General features: G+C 72.0%; 18 protein-coding genes. 11 read left to right on the top strand and 7 right to left on the bottom strand.

Going from position 1 to position 16,760, the window contains the following annotated elements; translation table 11 throughout:
• Window positions 1-68: 68 nt before the first annotated feature.
• Together Scani_RS14915 and Scani_RS14910 are read right to left on the bottom strand one after the other, a co-directional pair.
• Complete coding sequence (locus tag Scani_RS14915) at window positions 69-1,895, bottom strand: AMP-dependent synthetase/ligase (RefSeq protein WP_246295800.1); 1,827 nt, start codon at window positions 1,893-1,895, stop codon at window positions 69-71.
• Between the two features lie 352 nt (window positions 1,896-2,247).
• On the bottom strand, window positions 2,248-3,111 hold the full coding sequence (locus Scani_RS14910; protein ID WP_159475067.1) for a LysR substrate-binding domain-containing protein: 864 nt from the start codon (window positions 3,109-3,111) through the stop codon (window positions 2,248-2,250).
• A 142-nt stretch (window positions 3,112-3,253) separates the two neighbouring features.
• On the opposite strand from Scani_RS14910, the gene Scani_RS14905 reads away from it, so the two are divergent.
• Window positions 3,254-4,324, top strand: coding sequence for a bile acid:sodium symporter family protein (locus tag Scani_RS14905; protein ID WP_159475064.1), 1,071 nt, complete (start codon window positions 3,254-3,256; stop codon window positions 4,322-4,324).
• Window positions 4,325-4,380: 56 nt separating this feature from the next.
• On the opposite strand, the gene Scani_RS14900 is transcribed toward Scani_RS14905, so the two are convergent.
• Both Scani_RS14900 and Scani_RS14895 read right to left on the bottom strand, forming a co-directional pair.
• Window positions 4,381-6,357 (bottom strand): sialidase family protein, encoded by a 1,977-nt coding sequence (locus Scani_RS14900; protein WP_159475061.1) that lies wholly within the window; start codon window positions 6,355-6,357, stop codon window positions 4,381-4,383.
• A 246-nt stretch (window positions 6,358-6,603) separates the two neighbouring features.
• Window positions 6,604-7,545 (bottom strand): quinone oxidoreductase family protein, encoded by a 942-nt coding sequence (locus Scani_RS14895; RefSeq protein ID WP_159475058.1) that lies wholly within the window; start codon window positions 7,543-7,545, stop codon window positions 6,604-6,606.
• A gap of 136 nt (window positions 7,546-7,681) precedes the next feature.
• Between Scani_RS14895 and Scani_RS14890 the strand changes: the two genes are divergently transcribed.
• Window positions 7,682-8,125 (top strand): MarR family winged helix-turn-helix transcriptional regulator, encoded by a 444-nt coding sequence (locus Scani_RS14890; protein WP_159475055.1) that lies wholly within the window; start codon window positions 7,682-7,684, stop codon window positions 8,123-8,125.
• 127 nt (window positions 8,126-8,252) lie between these two features.
• On the opposite strand, the gene fdhD is transcribed toward Scani_RS14890, so the two are convergent.
• Window positions 8,253-9,113: a formate dehydrogenase accessory sulfurtransferase FdhD gene (gene fdhD, locus Scani_RS14885; RefSeq protein ID WP_159475052.1), complete on the bottom strand. Its 861-nt coding sequence runs from the start codon at window positions 9,111-9,113 to the stop codon at window positions 8,253-8,255.
• 229 nt (window positions 9,114-9,342) lie between these two features.
• Window positions 9,343-10,665 carry an FAD-dependent monooxygenase gene (locus Scani_RS14880; protein WP_174872681.1) on the bottom strand — a complete coding sequence of 441 codons (1,323 nt, stop codon included), beginning with the start codon at window positions 10,663-10,665 and terminating at the stop codon, window positions 9,343-9,345.
• Window positions 10,666-10,784: 119 nt separating this feature from the next.
• Here Scani_RS14880 and Scani_RS14875 point away from each other — a divergent pair, with 119 nt between their 5' ends.
• The 4 genes from Scani_RS14875 (at window position 10,785) to Scani_RS40885 (ending at window position 12,978) form a co-directional block, all read left to right on the top strand.
• Window positions 10,785-11,072 carry a hypothetical protein gene (locus Scani_RS14875; RefSeq protein ID WP_159475049.1) on the top strand — a complete coding sequence of 96 codons (288 nt, stop codon included), beginning with the start codon at window positions 10,785-10,787 and terminating at the stop codon, window positions 11,070-11,072.
• 365 nt (window positions 11,073-11,437) lie between these two features.
• Window positions 11,438-11,824, top strand: a complete 387-nt coding sequence (locus tag Scani_RS14870; RefSeq protein WP_159475046.1) for a chorismate mutase — start codon at window positions 11,438-11,440, stop codon at window positions 11,822-11,824.
• Between the two features lie 598 nt (window positions 11,825-12,422).
• On the top strand, window positions 12,423-12,815 hold the full coding sequence (locus Scani_RS14865) for a hypothetical protein (protein ID WP_246295799.1): 393 nt from the start codon (window positions 12,423-12,425) through the stop codon (window positions 12,813-12,815).
• A gap of 19 nt (window positions 12,816-12,834) precedes the next feature.
• Complete coding sequence (locus tag Scani_RS40885) at window positions 12,835-12,978, top strand: hypothetical protein (protein ID WP_246295798.1); 144 nt, start codon at window positions 12,835-12,837, stop codon at window positions 12,976-12,978.
• 51 nt (window positions 12,979-13,029) lie between these two features.
• Here the strand turns inward: Scani_RS40885 and Scani_RS39955 are convergent, their stop codons facing one another.
• The gene (locus Scani_RS39955; protein ID WP_167538082.1) at window positions 13,030-13,191 is read right to left on the bottom strand and encodes a hypothetical protein; all 162 of its coding nucleotides are present in this window, start codon (window positions 13,189-13,191) and stop codon (window positions 13,030-13,032) included.
• Between the two features lie 64 nt (window positions 13,192-13,255).
• Between Scani_RS39955 and Scani_RS14860 the strand changes: the two genes are divergently transcribed.
• The 5 genes from Scani_RS14860 to Scani_RS41745 all read left to right on the top strand — a co-directional run bounded on the left by Scani_RS14860 (window position 13,256) and on the right by Scani_RS41745 (window position 16,758).
• On the top strand, window positions 13,256-13,897 hold the full coding sequence (locus tag Scani_RS14860; protein ID WP_159475043.1) for an HAD family hydrolase: 642 nt from the start codon (window positions 13,256-13,258) through the stop codon (window positions 13,895-13,897).
• Between the two features lie 106 nt (window positions 13,898-14,003).
• Complete coding sequence (locus tag Scani_RS14855; RefSeq protein WP_159475041.1) at window positions 14,004-15,194, top strand: helix-turn-helix domain-containing protein; 1,191 nt, start codon at window positions 14,004-14,006, stop codon at window positions 15,192-15,194.
• A 271-nt stretch (window positions 15,195-15,465) separates the two neighbouring features.
• A complete protein-coding gene (locus Scani_RS14850; protein ID WP_159475039.1) occupies window positions 15,466-15,783 on the top strand; it encodes a DUF6415 family natural product biosynthesis protein in 318 nt (105 codons plus the stop codon).
• Window positions 15,780-16,181 carry a hypothetical protein gene (locus tag Scani_RS14845; RefSeq protein ID WP_246295797.1) on the top strand — a complete coding sequence of 134 codons (402 nt, stop codon included), beginning with the start codon at window positions 15,780-15,782 and terminating at the stop codon, window positions 16,179-16,181. The genes Scani_RS14850 and Scani_RS14845 overlap by 4 nt, the downstream gene beginning before the upstream one ends.
• A gap of 454 nt (window positions 16,182-16,635) precedes the next feature.
• Entirely contained in the window at window positions 16,636-16,758 is a 123-nt protein-coding gene (locus tag Scani_RS41745; RefSeq protein ID WP_281391930.1) for a hypothetical protein, read from the top strand.
• The last annotated feature ends 2 nt before the right edge of the window (window positions 16,759-16,760 follow it).

The following is a 16,760-nucleotide window of genomic DNA, read 5'->3' as shown; positions in this document are numbered from 1 at the left end:
GCGCGGGACGGCGGGGCACAGGGAAGGTGTCGAGCGGAGGGACGGCCGCACCTGCGGCGGCCCGCCCGTCACGACCGGTACAGCGCGTCCACCTCGACCTCGTACGCCGTCTCGATCGCCTTGCGCTTGAGCTTCAGCGACGGGGTGAGCAGCCCGTGGTCCTCGCTGAACTGGTTGGCCAGTATCCGGAACGTACGGATCGACTCGGCCTGCGAGACCAGCGTGTTGGCGGCGACCACCGCGCGCCGGATCTCGGTCTCCAGATCCGGGTCGCGCACCAGGTCGGTCGGCGGCATCTCCGGCTTCTCCCGCATGGCCAGCCAGTGCGCGACCGCTTCCGGGTCCAGGGTCACCAGGGCCGCGATGAACGGGCGGTCGTTGCCGACGACGATGCACTGGGCGACCAGCGGATGCGCCCGCACCCGCTCCTCCAGGCCCACCGGCGAGACGGTCTTGCCGCCGGAGGTGACCAGGATTTCCTTCTTGCGGCCGGTGATCGTCAGATAGCCGTCCTCGTCCAGCGCGCCCAGGTCGCCCGTGGAGAACCAGCCGTCGTGCAGCACGGCATCGGTCGCCTTGGGGTCGTTGTGGTAGCCGTGGAAGATCTGGCCGCCGTAGAGCCAGACCTCGCCGTCCTCCGCGATGTGCACGGTGGTGCCGGGGACGGGGGTGCCGACGGTGCCGAAGCGGGTCCGCTCGGGCGGGTTGGCGGTGGCGGCCGCGGTGCTCTCCGTCAGGCCGTAGCCCTCGAAGATCCGCACACCGGCGCCGGCGAAGAACAGCCCGAGGCGGCGCTCCATCGCGGAGCCGCCGGACATCGCATGGCGCACCCGGCCGCCCATCGCGGCCCGGACCTTGCTGTAGACGACCTTGTCGAAGAACTGATGCTGCATCCGCAGCGAGGCACTGGGGCCGGAGCCGGTGCCGAAGGCCTTGTGCTCCTGCGCCTCGGCATAGCGGACGGCGATCTCGACGGCCTTGTCGAACGGCCCGGCCTTGCCGTCCGCCTCCGCCCTGCGCCGGGCCGCGGCGAAGACCTTCTCGAAGATGTACGGCACCGCGAGGATGAAGGTCGGCTGGAAGCTCTGCAGGTCGGGCAGGAGCGCACGGGCTGCCAGCTCGGGCTGGTGGGCCAGCTTGACCTGGCCGCGGATCGCGGCGACCTGCACCATCCGGCCGAAGACATGCGCCAGCGGCAGGAAGAGCAGGGTGGCCGCCTCGTCGTCCGGCTTGGAGTGGAAGACCTTCTCGTAGCGGAGCACCATGTTGTCGGACTCGGCCATGAAGTTGGCGTGGGTGATCACACAGCCCTTGGGGCGGCCGGTGGTGCCGGAGGTGTAGATGATCGTCGCTGTGGCGTCCGGGGTGACGGCCATGCGGTGCCGGTGCACCACGTCGTCGTCGATATGCGCACCGGCCGCGCTCAGTTCGGCCACCGGGTCGGCGTCCAGCTGCCACAGCTTGCGCAGGTGCGGAAGCCGGTCGATGACCGAGCCGATGGTCATCGCATGGTCCTCGTGCTCGACCAGACAGGCCGAGACGCCCGCGTTGTGCAGCATCCAGAAGACCTGCTCCGCCGACGACGTCGGATACAGCGGTACGGACTGGACGCCGATGGACCACAGCGCGAAGTCGAACAGGGTCCACTCGTAGCGGGTACGGGACATGATGCCGATCCGGTCACCGAACCGGACGCCCTGCGCGAGCAGGCCCTTGGCCAGTGCGAGGACCTCGTCCCGGAATTGCCCGGCGGTGACGTTCTGCCAGTTTCCCTCGTCGTCCTTACGCGCCAGTGCGACGCGTCCGGGATCGGCTTCGGCTTGCTCGTAGACGACATCCGCCAGACCGCCGACCCGGGGCGCGGTCGCCAAAGGCGGGACGGTGAACTCGCGCAATGACCCAGCTCCTCGTGGTGTTGCTCACAAGGCCGCGACCGTACCCCAACGTGACGGAATCCGGCAGAGCGGTACCACGTCGTGAATCGGACCGCACGGGATCTGGCCAACCGTCGAAATCGGGTTACTTCGGAGAAGCTTGGACATGATCCAGCTGGTTCAACGCCGGACGATCACGACGCCGGGACCATATCTGCACGAAATCTCTGCACCTGGCACGAGTTCGGCCTACCGGCCGGTACGGAGCCCGTGACCAGGGCTTGTCCGATGGCTCTGGCCGGGCCGCGCAGGGCCTGTCTCCAAAGTCCCGTCGTTCGCCCGCAAGGCAGGGGCGGGACGTTGAAGACAGGCCCTAGGGGAGCTGCAGCCGGTCGCCGCCCGCAAGGATCGCGTCGGCCAGCGCCTCCGCCGGGCCCCGTGCCGCGCGATCGCGCTGCCCGTAGAGCAGAACGAACTCCACTTCGCCGAGTTCCGGCAGCCCGGCGCGTGGCGAAATCCGGACCAGACCTGGCGGGATCATGCCCCTCGTATGTGCCATGACGCCCAGACCTGCCCGAGTTGCGGCGATCAGTCCGTTCAGGCTTCCGCTGGTGCAGGCGATCCGCCATTCCCGGGCCGCCCGTTCCAGGGCCTCCAGCGCGCGGGCGCGGGTCAGGGCGGGTGGCGGGTAGACCACCAGTGGGACCGGGCGCTGCGGATCGAGGCGCAGCCGCTCGGCGCCCACCCACACCAGCCGGTCGCGCCACACCAGTCGTCCGCGCGCCTCGTCGGGGCGCCGCTTGGCGAGGACGAGATCGAGCCGCCCGGCCGCCAGCAGTTCGTGCAGGGTTCCCGACAGCTCGACCGTCAGCTCCAGATCGACCTCGGGGTGGTCCCGGCGGAACCCTTCGAGGACCTCCGGCATCCGGGTCAGCACGAAGTCCTCCGAGGCGCCGAAGCGGAGCCGGCCGCGCAGCCGGGTCCCCGCGAAGAAGCTCGTGGCCCGCTCGTTCGCCTCCAGGATCGTGCGGGCGAAGCCGAGCATCGCCTCGCCGTCCTCGGTCAGCTCCACGGCATGGGTGTCCCGGGCGAACAGCCGGCGCCCGGCGGCCTCCTCCAGCTTCCGTACGTGCTGGCTCACGGTCGACTGCCGCAGCCCGAGCCGGTGCGCGGCCTGGGTGAAGCTCAGGGTCTGCGCCACGGCGAGAAAGGTGCGCAACTGCGCGGGTTCGAACACGGACCCTCCGGCTCTGTGCTGCACATCGCGAAGCGTAATAACAGTGACCACGGTAAGAGGGTTTCCCGATCGCCGGGCGGGCGGCACCCTGGAGGGCCGTGGCCACACCGCCCGCGAGCCGCCGAACGACCGAAGAGAGACCATGCGCCGCCCTTTGCCGAAGCTCCCGTCCTGGCTGCCTGTGGACGGATACATCCTGGCGCTGGTGGGCACGGTCGCCCTGGCCGCCCTGCTACCCGCCCGCGGACCGGCCGCCACCGTCGCCGAGGGCACGTCCACCGGCGCCGTCGCGCTGCTCTTCTTCCTGTACGGCGCCCGGCTCTCCACCCACGAGGCCATGGCGGGACTGCGCCACTGGCGTCTCCACCTCACGGTCCTGGCCTGCACTTTCGTGCTCTTCCCGGTGCTCGGACTGGCCGCGCGCGGACTGGTCCCCCACGTCCTGCCGCCCGCCCTCTACACCGGGCTGCTGTTCCTGTGCCTGGTGCCGTCGACGATCCAGTCCTCGATCGCCTTCACCTCCCTCGCCCGTGGCAATGTCGCGGCGGCGATCTGCGCGGGCTCGTTCTCCAGCCTCGTCGGCATCGTCGTCACCCCGCTGCTGGCGGGTCTCGTCCTGCACGGGAACGGCGGTGGCTTCTCGGCCGACGGGCTGCTGTCGATCGTCTGCCAGTTGCTGGTCCCGTTCACGGCCGGACAGTTGCTGCGGCGGTGGATCGGCGGTTTCCTCCTCCGCCACAAGAAGGTCCTCGGCCAGGTGGACCGCGGCTCGATACTGCTGGTCGTCTACACCGCCTTCAGTGCCGGCCTGGTCGAGGGCATCTGGCACCAGGTCTCCGGCCCGCGGCTGCTCTGTCTGCTGGGAGTGGAGGCCGCGCTGCTCGCGGTGATGCTGACCGCCACCTCGTACGGCGCGAAGCGGCTCGGCTTTCCCCGCGCGGACCGGATCGCGATCACCTTCGCCGGTTCCAAGAAGAGCCTGGCGGCCGGACTGCCCATGGCCAGCGTGCTGTTCGGCGCGCAGGCCGGGCTCGCGGTGCTGCCGCTGATGCTCTTCCACCAGATGCAGCTGATGGTGTGTGCGGTGCTGGCGAAGCGCTTCGCGGCACGGGGGCCCGCGGCGGCCGAACCGGCGGGGACGGGCACCGGCACGGGGAGCGCGGCAGCGGCGGGCAGCGCGGCCGGGGCGGCGGTGAGCGGAGCGCGCGGCTGAGGCCTGCCCGGTGCGTCGGCGTCCGGGCAGGCCCCGGGTCTCGCGGGCCGGTCCGCTCAGTTCTTCGCGGCCCCGCGCACCCGGTCCAGCGACAGTCCCAGGACCAGCGGTCCGTGCGCCGGGGCGTTCTCACTGCGGACGGCGGACAGTTCGGCGTCGGACAGGGCCCGCCGGTAGACGCGTACCTCGTCCAGCGCCCCGGTGAACTGGACGCGGCTGTCCGGCTTCTGGCCCAGGTGCACACCGAAGACCGAGCCGCGGCTCACCGACCCCGGGACGTCGGGGACGACGGTGGTCTCGCCGCCGTCCACGGTGAGCAGCAGCCGGCCACCCGTGCGGCGCAGCGCCAGCTGGTGCCAGCCGCCGTCGTTGTACCCGTCGTGGGTCACGGCCTGGGCACTGGCGGCCGGGGCGGGGCCGTTGACGGTGGTGAGGCGGGCGACGATCCGGTCATGGCCCGGGTCGCCTTCGATCGCGACCTGCGGGGCCCTGGCGCCCACCCCGCCCATCCACAGCAGCGGCTGTTCGCCGGTCGTGGCGTCGTAGCGGAACCACAGGCTGCAGGTGAAGTCGTCGGTGCCCAGGGGGAGGGAGCCGCGGTAGGGGAGTCGCACCGCGTCGTTCGTGCCGTCGAAGGACAGCGCCCGGCCGAAGCGTCCCGCGGTGGTCCGGGCGCCGCCCAGGACGAGGGCCGGCCGGGCGCCCGGGGCGGCATCGCGCGTCGTGGGATCCGGGCCGCGGCGCGGGCCGAGCCAGTCCTCGGTGAAACGGGCGAAGCGGATCTCGTCCCGGGCGTCGACCGCGCCGCCCTCGTACATCAGGCCGGTGACGTCGTCGGAGACGGCGACCAGGTCCGAATAGCCGGACCAGTCGGTGGTGACCCGGGCTCCCCGGTCGACGCCCTCCCAGGTGCGGCCCTCGTCCCAGGACGTGCGGACGGTCATGGTCCGGCGCCGGTCGGGGTCGGCGGGGGCCGCGAACAAGGTGCGGCCGCGGCCGGTGCGCGGGTGCGGCAGCCGTAGTGCCGAGCCCTGCACCATCGGGGAGTAGAGGTCGGGGAGGGCGCGGAACGGCGCGGCGAAGGAGTCGCCGCCGTCGCGGCTGACCGCCGCGGTGCGATGGCCGAGGTCGGTGCCGTCCTGTTCCCGCCCGTTGACGTAGACGGTGCCGTCGGAGCGTTCCAGGAGCGTCATCTCCGAGGGCTTTTGACGGAACGTGCCGTCGGCGGCGACGGGCCAGGTGTCCAGCGCACCGACCTTCCAGGTGGCGCCGCCGTCGTCGCTGTGGACCAGGGCGGCGTGGTTGGCGGTGACCCGGCCCCCCGCGAAGCTCTCGGAGTTGATGCCGAACACCAGCCGGCCCGCATGCCGTCCGCGGGTGAGCTGGATGCCGTGCACGGGCCCGGTGGCGTACCAGGAGTTCCACTGCGGGGGACGGATGGCGGTGGTCAGGTCGCGGGGGGTGGACCAGGTGGCGCCGTCGTCGTCGCTGTACTGGAGGTGCGGGGTGCGGTCGCAGGGGACGTCGCAGCTGAGGCCGTCGCCGCGGCCCTTGTTGTAGGTCTCGGCGAGCACGATCCGGCCGGTGCGACGGTCCACGATGGGCGCCGGGTTGCCGTGGGTGTCGCCGTTGCCGTGGTTGATGACCTGGAGCGGGCCCCAGGTCCGGCCGCCGTCGGTGGAACGCTTGAGGACGAGGTCGATATCGCCCGCGTCACCGCAGTCGTGCCGCCGGCCCTCGGCGAACGCGAGGAGGGTGCCGCGCACGGTCTTCACGACGGCCGGTATACGGAAGCAGGAGTAGCCCTGCTCCTGGGAGGCCTTGAAGAGGATCCGCTGGTCGAAGCCGCCGTCGGGGGACGGCGCCGCGGCGGCGGCCCGGATACGTCCCGACGCTCCGTCGGGCGCGGCATGTGCGGGGGCGGTCGGCAGGAGGGCGAGGGCGGTGGCAGTCAGCGCGGCGAGCAGGGCCGCGGCGCGCGGACGCCGGGGTCTGCTGCGGTGGCTGGGGTGTGCGCGGAGAACTGACGTCATGGTCCGGCCTGCCCTTCGAGGCATCGGCGTCGGGTCATCAGGACATCCCACGTCCTATGTGCATCGCGACGGAAGCTACTGCCGCGTGCGGACCGCGACAAGGAGCGTGCGCCGGTTCTCCGCGCCGCGGCCGTAATTCACTCGCCCGGCCCGCAGTGCTGCGCCGGGTGCGCCCGGTGCGGTACGAGGGCCGGGAGCGCCGGGTGTGGCGGGTGCTCCGCAGGTGCCGCCGACGACGGCCGTGCCTCACGGCCGCAGCACCACCTTTCCGAGGTTGGTCCGGGCCTCGATGATCTCGTGCGCCTTCGCGGCCTCGTCCAGGGGGAGTTCGGCATGGACCGCGGCCCGCAGCCGGCCGGACCGGGCCAGTTCCCACAGCTGCCCCCGGTGCTGCTCGTACAGCTCCCGGTGGACGGTGGAGAAGCGGCGCATCGTCAGGCCCGTGATGGTCTTGGCGCCCGCCAGCAGCTCGTACGCCGGGACCGTCCCGCCGCCGGAGTTGAAGAAGATCAGCCGGCCGCCGGGAGCCAGTGCGGCCAGCGCGCGCGGCAGCAGCTCGCCGCCGACGCCGTCCAGGACGACATCGACCGGCTCGCCCCAGGACTCCTGGCCGTAGACCACCACCTCATCGGCCCCCAGCCCGTAGAGGAACTCCGCCTTGGCGGCCGAGCCGACCGCGGCCACCACCCGCGGTACCCCCTGGAGCTTGGCCAGTTGGACGGCGAGGTGCCCGGTGCCGGAGGCCGCGCCGGTGATCAGTACGGACTCGGCGGCCTGCGGTGCCGCGGTGCTGAGCGCGGCGAGCGCGACATGGCCGCCGCGCACCAGCGCCACCGCCTCCACGGCGCCTGCCCCGTCCGGTATCCGGCTCGCCAGGAAGGCGGGTGCCAGGGCGAGTTCGGTGTAGGAGCCGGTGAGGGTGAGCGAGGTGACGCGGTCGCCGGGGGCGAAGCCGGTGACCTCCGGGCCGACCGCGACGACCGTACCGGCGACCTCGCCGCCGGGTGTCGCGGGCAGGGGATCGCCGCCGCCCTTGCCGTCCCCGCGCACCCGGCGGACGCACGGCAGCGTCACGCCGATCGCCTCGGTGCGCACCAGCAGGTCCCCGGGGCCGGGCACCGGTGCCTCGGCCTCCTCGACGCGCAGGACCTCGGGGCCGCCGTAGGTATGGAATCGGACTCGGCGCATGGGCGAGCACCTCCGGGATCGTCGAGCGGCGTGCGCCGGCCGGGTTTCATTGGGCTCCCCAACGATAGCCTCATTCATTGGTTCCGCCAACGGTTTTCGTGGGGCCCTCCAATGGATTTCTGGGTACGGTGACCCCATGGCCGACACCCCCTACGCCCCCAGCCGGATCCGCGCGCTCCCCAGCTGGCTGCTGGGCCGCGCCGCTGCCCGCGGTCACCGCCTGGTCGCCGACGCCCTCGCCGCCGAAGGCATGCGGATGATGCATCACGCCGTGCTGTCGGCCGTCGGGGAAATCGGTCCGGTCTCCCAGGCGGAGCTCGGCCGGACACTGCGGATCGACCCCAAGGACATGGTCGCGATCGTCAACGACCTGCAGCAGGACGGGCTGGTGACCCGCACCCCCGACCCCCGGGACCGCCGCAAGAACGCCGTTGAGATCTCGGCCGACGGCCGGCTGCGGCTGCGCCGCACCGAACAGCTCGGCGACGAGGCCAACGCGGAACTGACCGCCGCCCTGACCCCGGCCGAACGCGAACAGCTGGTCGCGCTGCTGACCCGGATCGCGCTGCCGGGGGAGTGAACACCTGGCCGGGCCGGGCGCGGTGGGCGCGTGGGGGGCCGCTGAGCCATGGGCGGGCGCCGGGCCGGTGGGCGCGCGGGGTCTACCGCGCCGGACGCTGCGCTCGCCCGTGCGGCGGTGCGCGGGCTCAGTCCGTACGGGTGGAGGCTTCCGCGGGCAGGGCGAGGCGGTGCTCGCCCGCGTACACGTTCATGGAGGAGCCGCGCAGGAATCCGACCAGGGTCAGCCCGGTCTCGGCGGCCAGGTCGACGGCGAGCGAGGAGGGCGCCGAGACCGCGGCCAGCACGGGAATGCCCGCCATCACGGCCTTCTGCGCGAGCTCGAACGACGCCCGGCCGGAGACCATCAGCACGCTGGACGACAGCGGCAGTCGCCCCTGCTGCAGCGCCCGCCCGACGATCTTGTCCACGGCGTTGTGCCGCCCCACGTCCTCCCGGATGTCGAGCAGCTCACCGTCCGTCGTGAACAGCGCCGCGGCATGCAGGCCCCCGGTCCGTTCGAACACCCGCTGAGCGGCCCGCAGCCGGTCGGGCAGGGCGGCGAGCGTCGCCGGTTCGATGCGGACGGGGGTGGCGGGGGAGGAGTCCAGGGCCCAGCGGGCGGTGGTGCGCACCGCGTCCAGGCTGGCCTTGCCGCACAGCCCGCACGACGACGTCGTATAGACGTTGCGCTCCAGGGTGATGTCCGGCACCGGGACCCCGTCCGCGAGCCGGACGTCCACGACGTTGTAGGTGTTCTCCCCGTCCGCCGTCGCCCCCGCGCAGTAGACGATGTTCGCCAGCTCGTCGGCGCTCGCCAGCACGCCCTCGCTGACGAGGAAGCCGGCGGCGAGCGCGAAGTCGTCCCCCGGTGTGCGCATCGTGATCGCCAGCGGCTTGCCGCCGAGCCGTATCTCCAGCGGTTCCTCGGCGACGAGGGTGTCCGGGCGGGTGCTCACGGCACCGTCACGGATGCGGATGACGCGGCGTCGCTCGGTGACCCGTCCCATGTCTGATCAGTCCCGTTCTCACCGGGCCGGCTCGGTCCCGGCGCTGTCTGTGCGGAGAGCCGAAGCCCTTGGTGCGGAGGTTGCCGCCGTGGTCACCGGGGCGTACGGCGAGGTGACCTCGGCGTTCCCATTCTCCTGCACGGCGGTGCGGTCGGGCAGCCGGCGTCGCACCCCGCACCGTATGCCCCATCGGCCCGGCCGGGCCGGCGGTGCGGGGTGCCCCGGGGCATCAGTTCTTCAGCTCACGGCCGCCGAACGTGCCCGAGCCGTCGGCCGCGGCCCAGGCGGCCTCCAGTCCGGCCTGGTCCAGCGTCCGCCAGTCCGGGGTGTCCTGGACCAGGGCCCGGCCCAGCCGGCGTCCCAGCTCGACCATCGTCCGGCCGGTCGCGCCGCGCCCGGTGCCGTACGCCGTCAGCGCGTCGGGCCGCTCGGGTACGGCGCGCAACGCGGCTTCCAGGGCGGCGGCGTCCTGCAGCGCCTTGACCGCGCCGGCGCCGGTGTGCGGGCGGGCCACGGTGGCGGCATCGCCCGCGAGCACCAGCCGGCCCGCCGTGTAGCGCGCCGCGGTGAAGTCGTACATCGGCTGGATGAACAGCTCGTGACGTGGTGTCAGGCGCATCAGCCCGCCCCAGTAGGGTGGCAGCAACTCGTCCGTGACGTAGGTGAAGTGGGCGTGCAGGGCGTCGGTGAGGGTGCCGGGCGGCAGGCTGGTGGGGGTGTCGAGGCCCAGGTCGAGGCCGGCGGGCGGGGCGGTGTACAGGACCCAGTTCGCGCGGTGGCCGCCCTGGCCGTCCGGGATGCGGTAGATGATGACGTGGCCGCCGGGGAAGACGCCGTAGATGCAGTCCTCCTCCGCCCAGGGGTCGGCGGGCAGGCCGGGGAAGCGCAGCGCCGTCAGCCGGTCGGCCGGGACCGCGCCGCGCCAGGCGAGATAGCCGGCGTAGTCGGGCCGCACACCGGGAAACGCGGTGTCGCGGACCACCGAGCGATAGCCGTCCGCGCCGATGACCAGGTCGAAGCGCTCCGTATGACGGCCGGCGGAGGTGCCGGCGGCGGTGTCGGTGCGGTGCCGCTCGCCGTTGCCCGCGGAGGCCTCGTCCCCGTCGGCGCCGTCGAGGCGGAGCGTGACGCCGTCCGCCGCCTCGCCGACCGCGGCCACCCGGACCCCCGGCCGGAAGACGGTGTCCCGGGGCAGCCGCCGCCGTAACTCCTGCCAGAGCGGCCCCCAGCAGTACGAGCGGAACGGGAAGGGCCGCGCACCGATCTGGCGGCCGAGCGGAGCGGCGCCGTCGCGTACGTACCAGCGGCCGGTGGTCAGCTGCACCCACGGCATGCCGGTGTCCATGTACCCGGCGGACGTGAGCTCGGCGTACCGGGCGTCGTGCACGACGAGGCCGACCCCGCGGTCCGCGAGGTGCCCGGTGGTGCGTTCGAAGACGGTGACCCGGCCCGCGCCGCCCCGGTGCGCGGCCAGCGCCGTGGCGCACCCCGCGATACTGCCGCCCACGACGGCGACATCGGCCCCTGCGATACGGATGCGATCCCTGCTCATACGGCGGAAACCCCCTGCGTTGTCCGGCGCCGATGGTCGGTCGGCTGCCTGGTGCGAACGGGCACATCCTCCCAGGGGCACCCTCCCGCGGCCCCGGTCCGTGCGACGGATTCCCCGGTGTGTTCCGGCGGCAGGCGGACGGGCTCGGGAGGTGCGAGGACCCGGCCGACCGCACCGGCAGCGCCGGCAGGTGCCTCGTCCTGTGCCACACCGCGCCCGCGGCGACGCTCGAACTCTCCGGTGCCGGGCGGTTGTTCACCCGCACTACCGGCGGCGTCCTCCTGGAGTACGCCGAGTACGCCGACCGCCGCGGACCGGGGCGCGGTCATGAGCCCGGCGAGCGTGCCGGACAGATCACCAAAACGAAAAGGAGGGGTGAGGGGGCGGCGGCCTGGGTATGTGCCTGAGCCGGGGAGGGCCGAGCGCCGCGCCCCATGAAGAGCGGCCCGGTGGCGGGTTCTGTGGGGGAACCTGCCACCGGGCGTCGTCCGACGGGGGGTGCCCGGGCCACCGCCACCGCGGCCACACGGGCCGGCCCCGTCGTGGATCGTCGAGCACGATGACACCGTCGCCCCGGCCGCCAACCCCGGGACGGCTCCCCGGTTCCGGCAGGCGGCTCTTCCTCCGTGGCCGGAACGGATCGCCTCCGGTCCGATCCGCGAGACCGGCCCGGCCGCCGGTCACCGTCCGGGTAATGTGCATCCGATCATCGAGGAAGCACCATCAGCACGACATCGCACCAGGCAACCGAACCACGAATGGCGAGACGCACATGAGCGAGGGGACAGCACCGGCGGCCGGCGAAGCGGCCGCCGTCGCCGACGAGGCGGCCCGTGAACGGCTGGGCTATCTGCGCGGCAGCATCGACAACCTCGACGCCGCCCTCGTGCACCTGCTCGCCGAGCGCTTCAAGTGCACCCAGCAGGTCGGCGAGCTCAAGGCCCGGCACAGCCTGCCGCCCGCCGACCCGGCCCGCGAGGCCGCGCAGATCGAGCGGCTGCGCCGGCTGGCCGAGGACGCCAAGCTGGACCCGGCGTTCGCCGAGAAGTTCCTCAACTTCATCATCGGGGAGGTCGTCCGCCACCACAAAGCCATCGCTCATCAGGCTTCTACCAGCAACGATGAGCGGAGTGAAGACACTCCAGATCCCACTGAGTGATCTCGGATAGTTACGTGTTCGACGGTACGCCGGGGCACCTCGCCGGGTGGCGTGAGCACCCGAGACCCAAGAGGGTGGGGCGCCGTGAGTCCTGAGACATGGGCATCGATCGCGGTGTCGGCGGTCACGGGGGGCGGTGTGTGGGCGGCTCGCTCCGCCCGCCGTACGCCGCGACGATTTCGCCACGATCGCTGACCGGCCCGATAAGGAGATCGCCCGCCTCCAGCAGCGCATCGGCTAGCAAGAGACGGAGAGCGCCCGGCAGCGGGAGCGCATCGGGGATCAGGATCTGGCCCTGGGCTCTGGCTCCTGTCCCGGGTGAGGGTCCTCGTGGGCTATATCCGGCAATCCGGCCTTGAGCCTCCGGCGCCGGCGCCTATGTCGGAGCGGGCGCGGCAGTACATCCACCACATCGACGTGTGAGGACTGGCGCGCTGGCCATCGCCCCGCCTCTGCTTCGGCAGGGGCGGGGCGCTTTGCAGGTGCCTTCAACTCATCGCGAAGACGATCTAGTTGACAGTGTAACTATCCGCATGGGTCGTGCGTCTGTTTGGTGAACAGGCCATCACACTCCCCCCACAACTACATAAGGAGAGCCATGCGCAAGCCCCTCGCCGTCGCCGTCGCCGCCGCCACTGCCCTTGCGGCGTGCGCGCTCACCGCCGCCCCCGCCGACGCTGCGACGATCACGACCAAGGGCACCGGGTGGAAGCTCACCACCCAGCTCGGCGTCACCAGCATCAGCCCCTCACGCCAGTACACGATCACCTTTGCTGCCGCCGCACTGAAGACCCGTTACACGCCCTACCTGACAGCAGCAGTCGCCCAGGCCAAGGCCGCCGGCGTGAGACTGGCGATCGGCGGCGTCGAAGCAGTGAACCCTGCGAAGTGCGGACCCGTCGGCCACATACAAGCTGCGCAACATCATCGTCCACGAGCCGCTGCACGCCCTCGGCCTCGACCATCCCAACCGCCTCGACGCGGCCGGTAAGGAGATCGCCTACGACTGCGTGGCCACCTCGTACGGCAACACCCCGATCATGTGCTCTCCGAACGGCGGCTACAAGACGTCGAACGCTGGCCGTCTGACCGGCTACGACGTCAACGGGCTCAAGGCACTGCTGGCCAACGCCAAGGCGCAGGGCATCAAGTAGCCGCATGGAAGGACGCCCCATCGCCTTCGGGTGGCGGGGCGTCTTTTCGTTTCAGGTGGCCTTGGGCGCGTGCGCGGCGGAGGCCCATGCGGCGAGCAGCCGCTCGTACTCCTCGGCTTCGTCCTGCCACAGCGGCCGGCCAGTGCGCGCGGCCATGAACTGGCGGATCGCCTCGTTCGCGCTCGCGGCGCCGGTGACGCAGGTGGTCGCCATGCCGCAAATCGTACGGCTGGGTACTGGCATACGCACACGGGTTGCCGAACCGTAGGCTGCTCGCATGATCCGTGCAGTGGTATTCGATATCGGCGAAACCCTCATCAGTGATGACCGTGGGTGGGGCGCATGGGCGGACTGGTTGGGCGTCAGCCGGCACACGCTGTCGGCTCTGGTCGGTGCGGTGGTTGCGCAGGGCCGGGATAACGCGGATGCACTGCGGCTTGTCCGGCCGGACATCGATGTGGAGGCGGAACGGGCTGCGATGGAGCGGGCCGGTCGGGGTGAGGCTCTGGACGAGTCCGATCTGTACCCAGACGTCCGGCCGTCGCTCGCCGCGCTCCGGGCGAGCGGTGTCCGCGTGGTGGTGGCTGGCAACCAGACGGCCCGCGCCGCGGAGTTGCTGCGCGCTCTCGACCTGCCGGTGGATGCGCTGGCCACGTCCGGCGAGTGGGGCGTGGCGAAGCCTGCGCCCGAGTTCTTCGCGCGCACCGTTGAGCTGGCTGGCGTCGCGGCGGACGAGGTGCTGTACGTCGGTGACCATCCGCAGAACGACGTCGGCCCGGCGCAGTCGGCTGGCCTACGGACTGCGCACCTGCGTCGCGGGCCGCTGGGGCATCTGTGGGCGGACGGCGAGGAGGCGCGGGCCGCGGACTGGAGGGTGGGGAGTCTCGCCGAGCTGGTCGACGTGGTGCGGGCCGAGTGAGCGAACTGCACGGCCCCGCCCGCGTGATGGGGGCGGGGCCGTTTCTGTTCCCGGACCGTGACGGCGCGGGTACGGTTCGGAGTGGCTGCACCGAACGGAGACCAGTATGCCCAGCATTGTGTATCGCGGGGTAGGGCCCCGCATCGCCTACGAGCGCCGCATCGCCAGCCTCACACAGGCTGAGCTGGCGCGCGCCGCCGGGACCAGCCTCGGGACCATCCGAAAGATCGAGCGCGGCGAGCGCGGCGTGTCGGACGCTGTCCTGGATGCCATCGCGGATGCTCTCGACATCGACCCGGCCCGGCTGCTGCCCGATAAGGAGCGCCCGGACGACCGCGTGCACCGGGCCATGCCGGGACTCTCCTCCGTACTCGCGACCTACGACGTGCCTGAAGACGCACCGTACCGCTCACTGCCGGCCCTCGCCGAGGCTGTCGCGTCCGTCGTCGCGTGGCGGCTCGGCGCGCAGTACGTGCGAGTGGCTCGTGCTGCGCCGGACCTACTGGCCGAGCTGTGCCGCGCGCTGCAGGGGGCAGAGCCGGGAGACCGGCCCGCCGTCGCCCGATTGCTGGTGGACGCTTGCCGGGCCGCGGACGCCGTCGCCTACAAGTACGGCGCCCGGGACCTGTCGGCCCGTCTCATCGACCTGATGCGGTGGGCTGTGCGACAGGCGGACGACCCGGTGGCGGACGCAACGACGGCGTACGTCCGGACGGAGACGTTCTTCGCCGCCAGGGCACATGCTGCTGGGTTACGCGCTCTCGAATTCGCCGTGGACCAGGCACCAACGTCCTCGGCGGCCGAGGCCGTTGCCGCGCGCGGAGCCCTGCACATGCGGGCTGCTGTGATCGCTGGCAGGGCTGGCGATGGTGACGCGACCGTGACTCACCTCGATGCCGCCCGCGTTCTCGGCGACCAGGTCCCGGAGGGCGTATACGGCGGCACGGCGTTCGGCCCGGACAGTGTCCGCATCCACGAGGTGTCTGTAGCGGTCAGCCTTGGGGAAGATCACCTGGGCAGGGCGCTGAAACTGGCACGCGAGTGGGCGCCGCCGCGGGACCTGCCGGCCGAGCGGCGGTCCGGCTTCTACATCGAGCTGGGGAGGGCACAGCTCTGGTCCGGCCGCCCAGATGCAGCGTTCGAGTCGCTGAAGGTGGCACGGAGGATCGCGCCGCAGCATGCGCGGGAGCACCGGTGGGTGAGGGAGGACGCGGCCACGCTGCGCCGATTGAAGCGGGCGGATGCCGAGTCGCTGTCGAACTTTGCTGAGTGGTGCCACGCAGGGGCGGGCGCCTGAACGGTACCCCTCGCAGGGGTACTTGAGGGGTACTCGGCGGTCGACCATCTTCCTAAGCCCACCGGCACAGGGAGATGAGCGTGACCGCAACGACAGCTCCACCTGCAGATCCGGACGTGAGTATCGTCCGGCTGCACGCCGAGGCATGTTACTGGTGCGGAACCGCGCATAGCCCCCTCACCCCTGCCGGGTCGGTCACCACTCCGGTTGAGGGCGGCGTGCGCGAGTGGTTCATCGTGGCCTGCCCGCAGCACAAGGGCCGGAGGCCGCAATGACTGCGACCGCTGGCGCGCCGAGCCGTGACGAGATCCAGGAGACCGTAGACCGAGCGCTGCGCCCTGGTCCGCCTCCGCAGTACGACGAGCTGGTGGCGCTGGAGCAGGCTCTGCTCCTCATCATTGCGGACCTGTACTCCGAGGTCGCCGAGCAGCAGCTCGACCCGCGGGAGCAGTCCAGCCTGACGGCGATCCGTTACCAGACCGCTGTCGGTCTGGGCTCCGGGCTGGTGTCCGCGCATCAACAGGTGCGGGCTCTGGCTCGGAACTGCCTGTGGCTGCTGGATCAGCAGGCCGAGGGGGCCCGGTCGTGACCGCATCCCTGTATGCACAGGCCCCGCTCGCTTTCGTCTACGACCGGTGCGCCAGCAGCCGAACACGCCGAGACCTGGACATGCGCCTGCTGGCCTGCCAGGCATACGTGGACCGGATGAGGTGGGTGCTCGCCGGCCGACGGTGGCTCGACCTCGGTGCGCATGCGCTCGGCACGCACCGCCCGGCGGTGGCCGCCTTGACGGAGGCGATGCGTGCGGAGGCTGGCCGGCGGCCAGTGCTGTGCCTGGTGCACACCTGGGGCCGCCTCGCGACTGACGACACCCACCGTCTTCAACTCCAGCAACGCATCATCGAGGCGGGTGGCTGGACGGTCACCACGTTCGGGGAGTCCGACGAGCACGCCGCCCGTGCCATCACGGCGGTGAGGCAGGCATGACGCGTGATCAGCGCCGCATGGTGACCTATCTGGTGTGCCTGGCTGCTCTCGCCGTCGTGCTGGCAGTCGGCATGACGAGGGGGCAGCGGTGACGGCATCTCCCCGCTGCGACTGCGGCAGCACCCTCAACTTGCGGGACGTTGAGATCGACTCGGCGACGGGCCCGGCGCACGTCGTGACGGTGTGCGGCCCGTGCGCTCGCGGAGCGACGCCGCCCGTACCCCCGGGCGTGGCCCGCATTCTCGCCCGCAGAGAAGGTGTCCGATTGCCCGGCGAGCCGAGACGCCTCCGCCCCTGAAGCCCCCGTGGCGTAGGCGCCCCCCCGTCGTCAGCGCCGCGGGCCCGCCGGCCGCCGCACACCTCACCGCGGCGGCGGCCGGCACACCGGCCCGATACGGGCCAGCCGTAAAGAGCAGTCACCAGGGCAACATCTTCGAGATACCAGGAGGAACCCGTGATCGCGACTCTTCAGAACGACGGCGGCGACAAGCTTCCCGGCGAGCCGTACCCCGGCCCGCACCCGGCGCCGAGCCCCGACGGCGGCCCCGGCGTCCCCAACCCGCCCAAGGCTGTCTGACC

It is taken from the genome of Streptomyces caniferus (genome assembly GCF_009811555.1).
In the GTDB taxonomy this organism is placed as follows: domain Bacteria; phylum Actinomycetota; class Actinomycetes; order Streptomycetales; family Streptomycetaceae; genus Streptomyces; species Streptomyces caniferus.
Note: the sequence above shows the minus strand (reverse complement) of the source record. Positions and strands in the feature narration are given on the sequence as shown.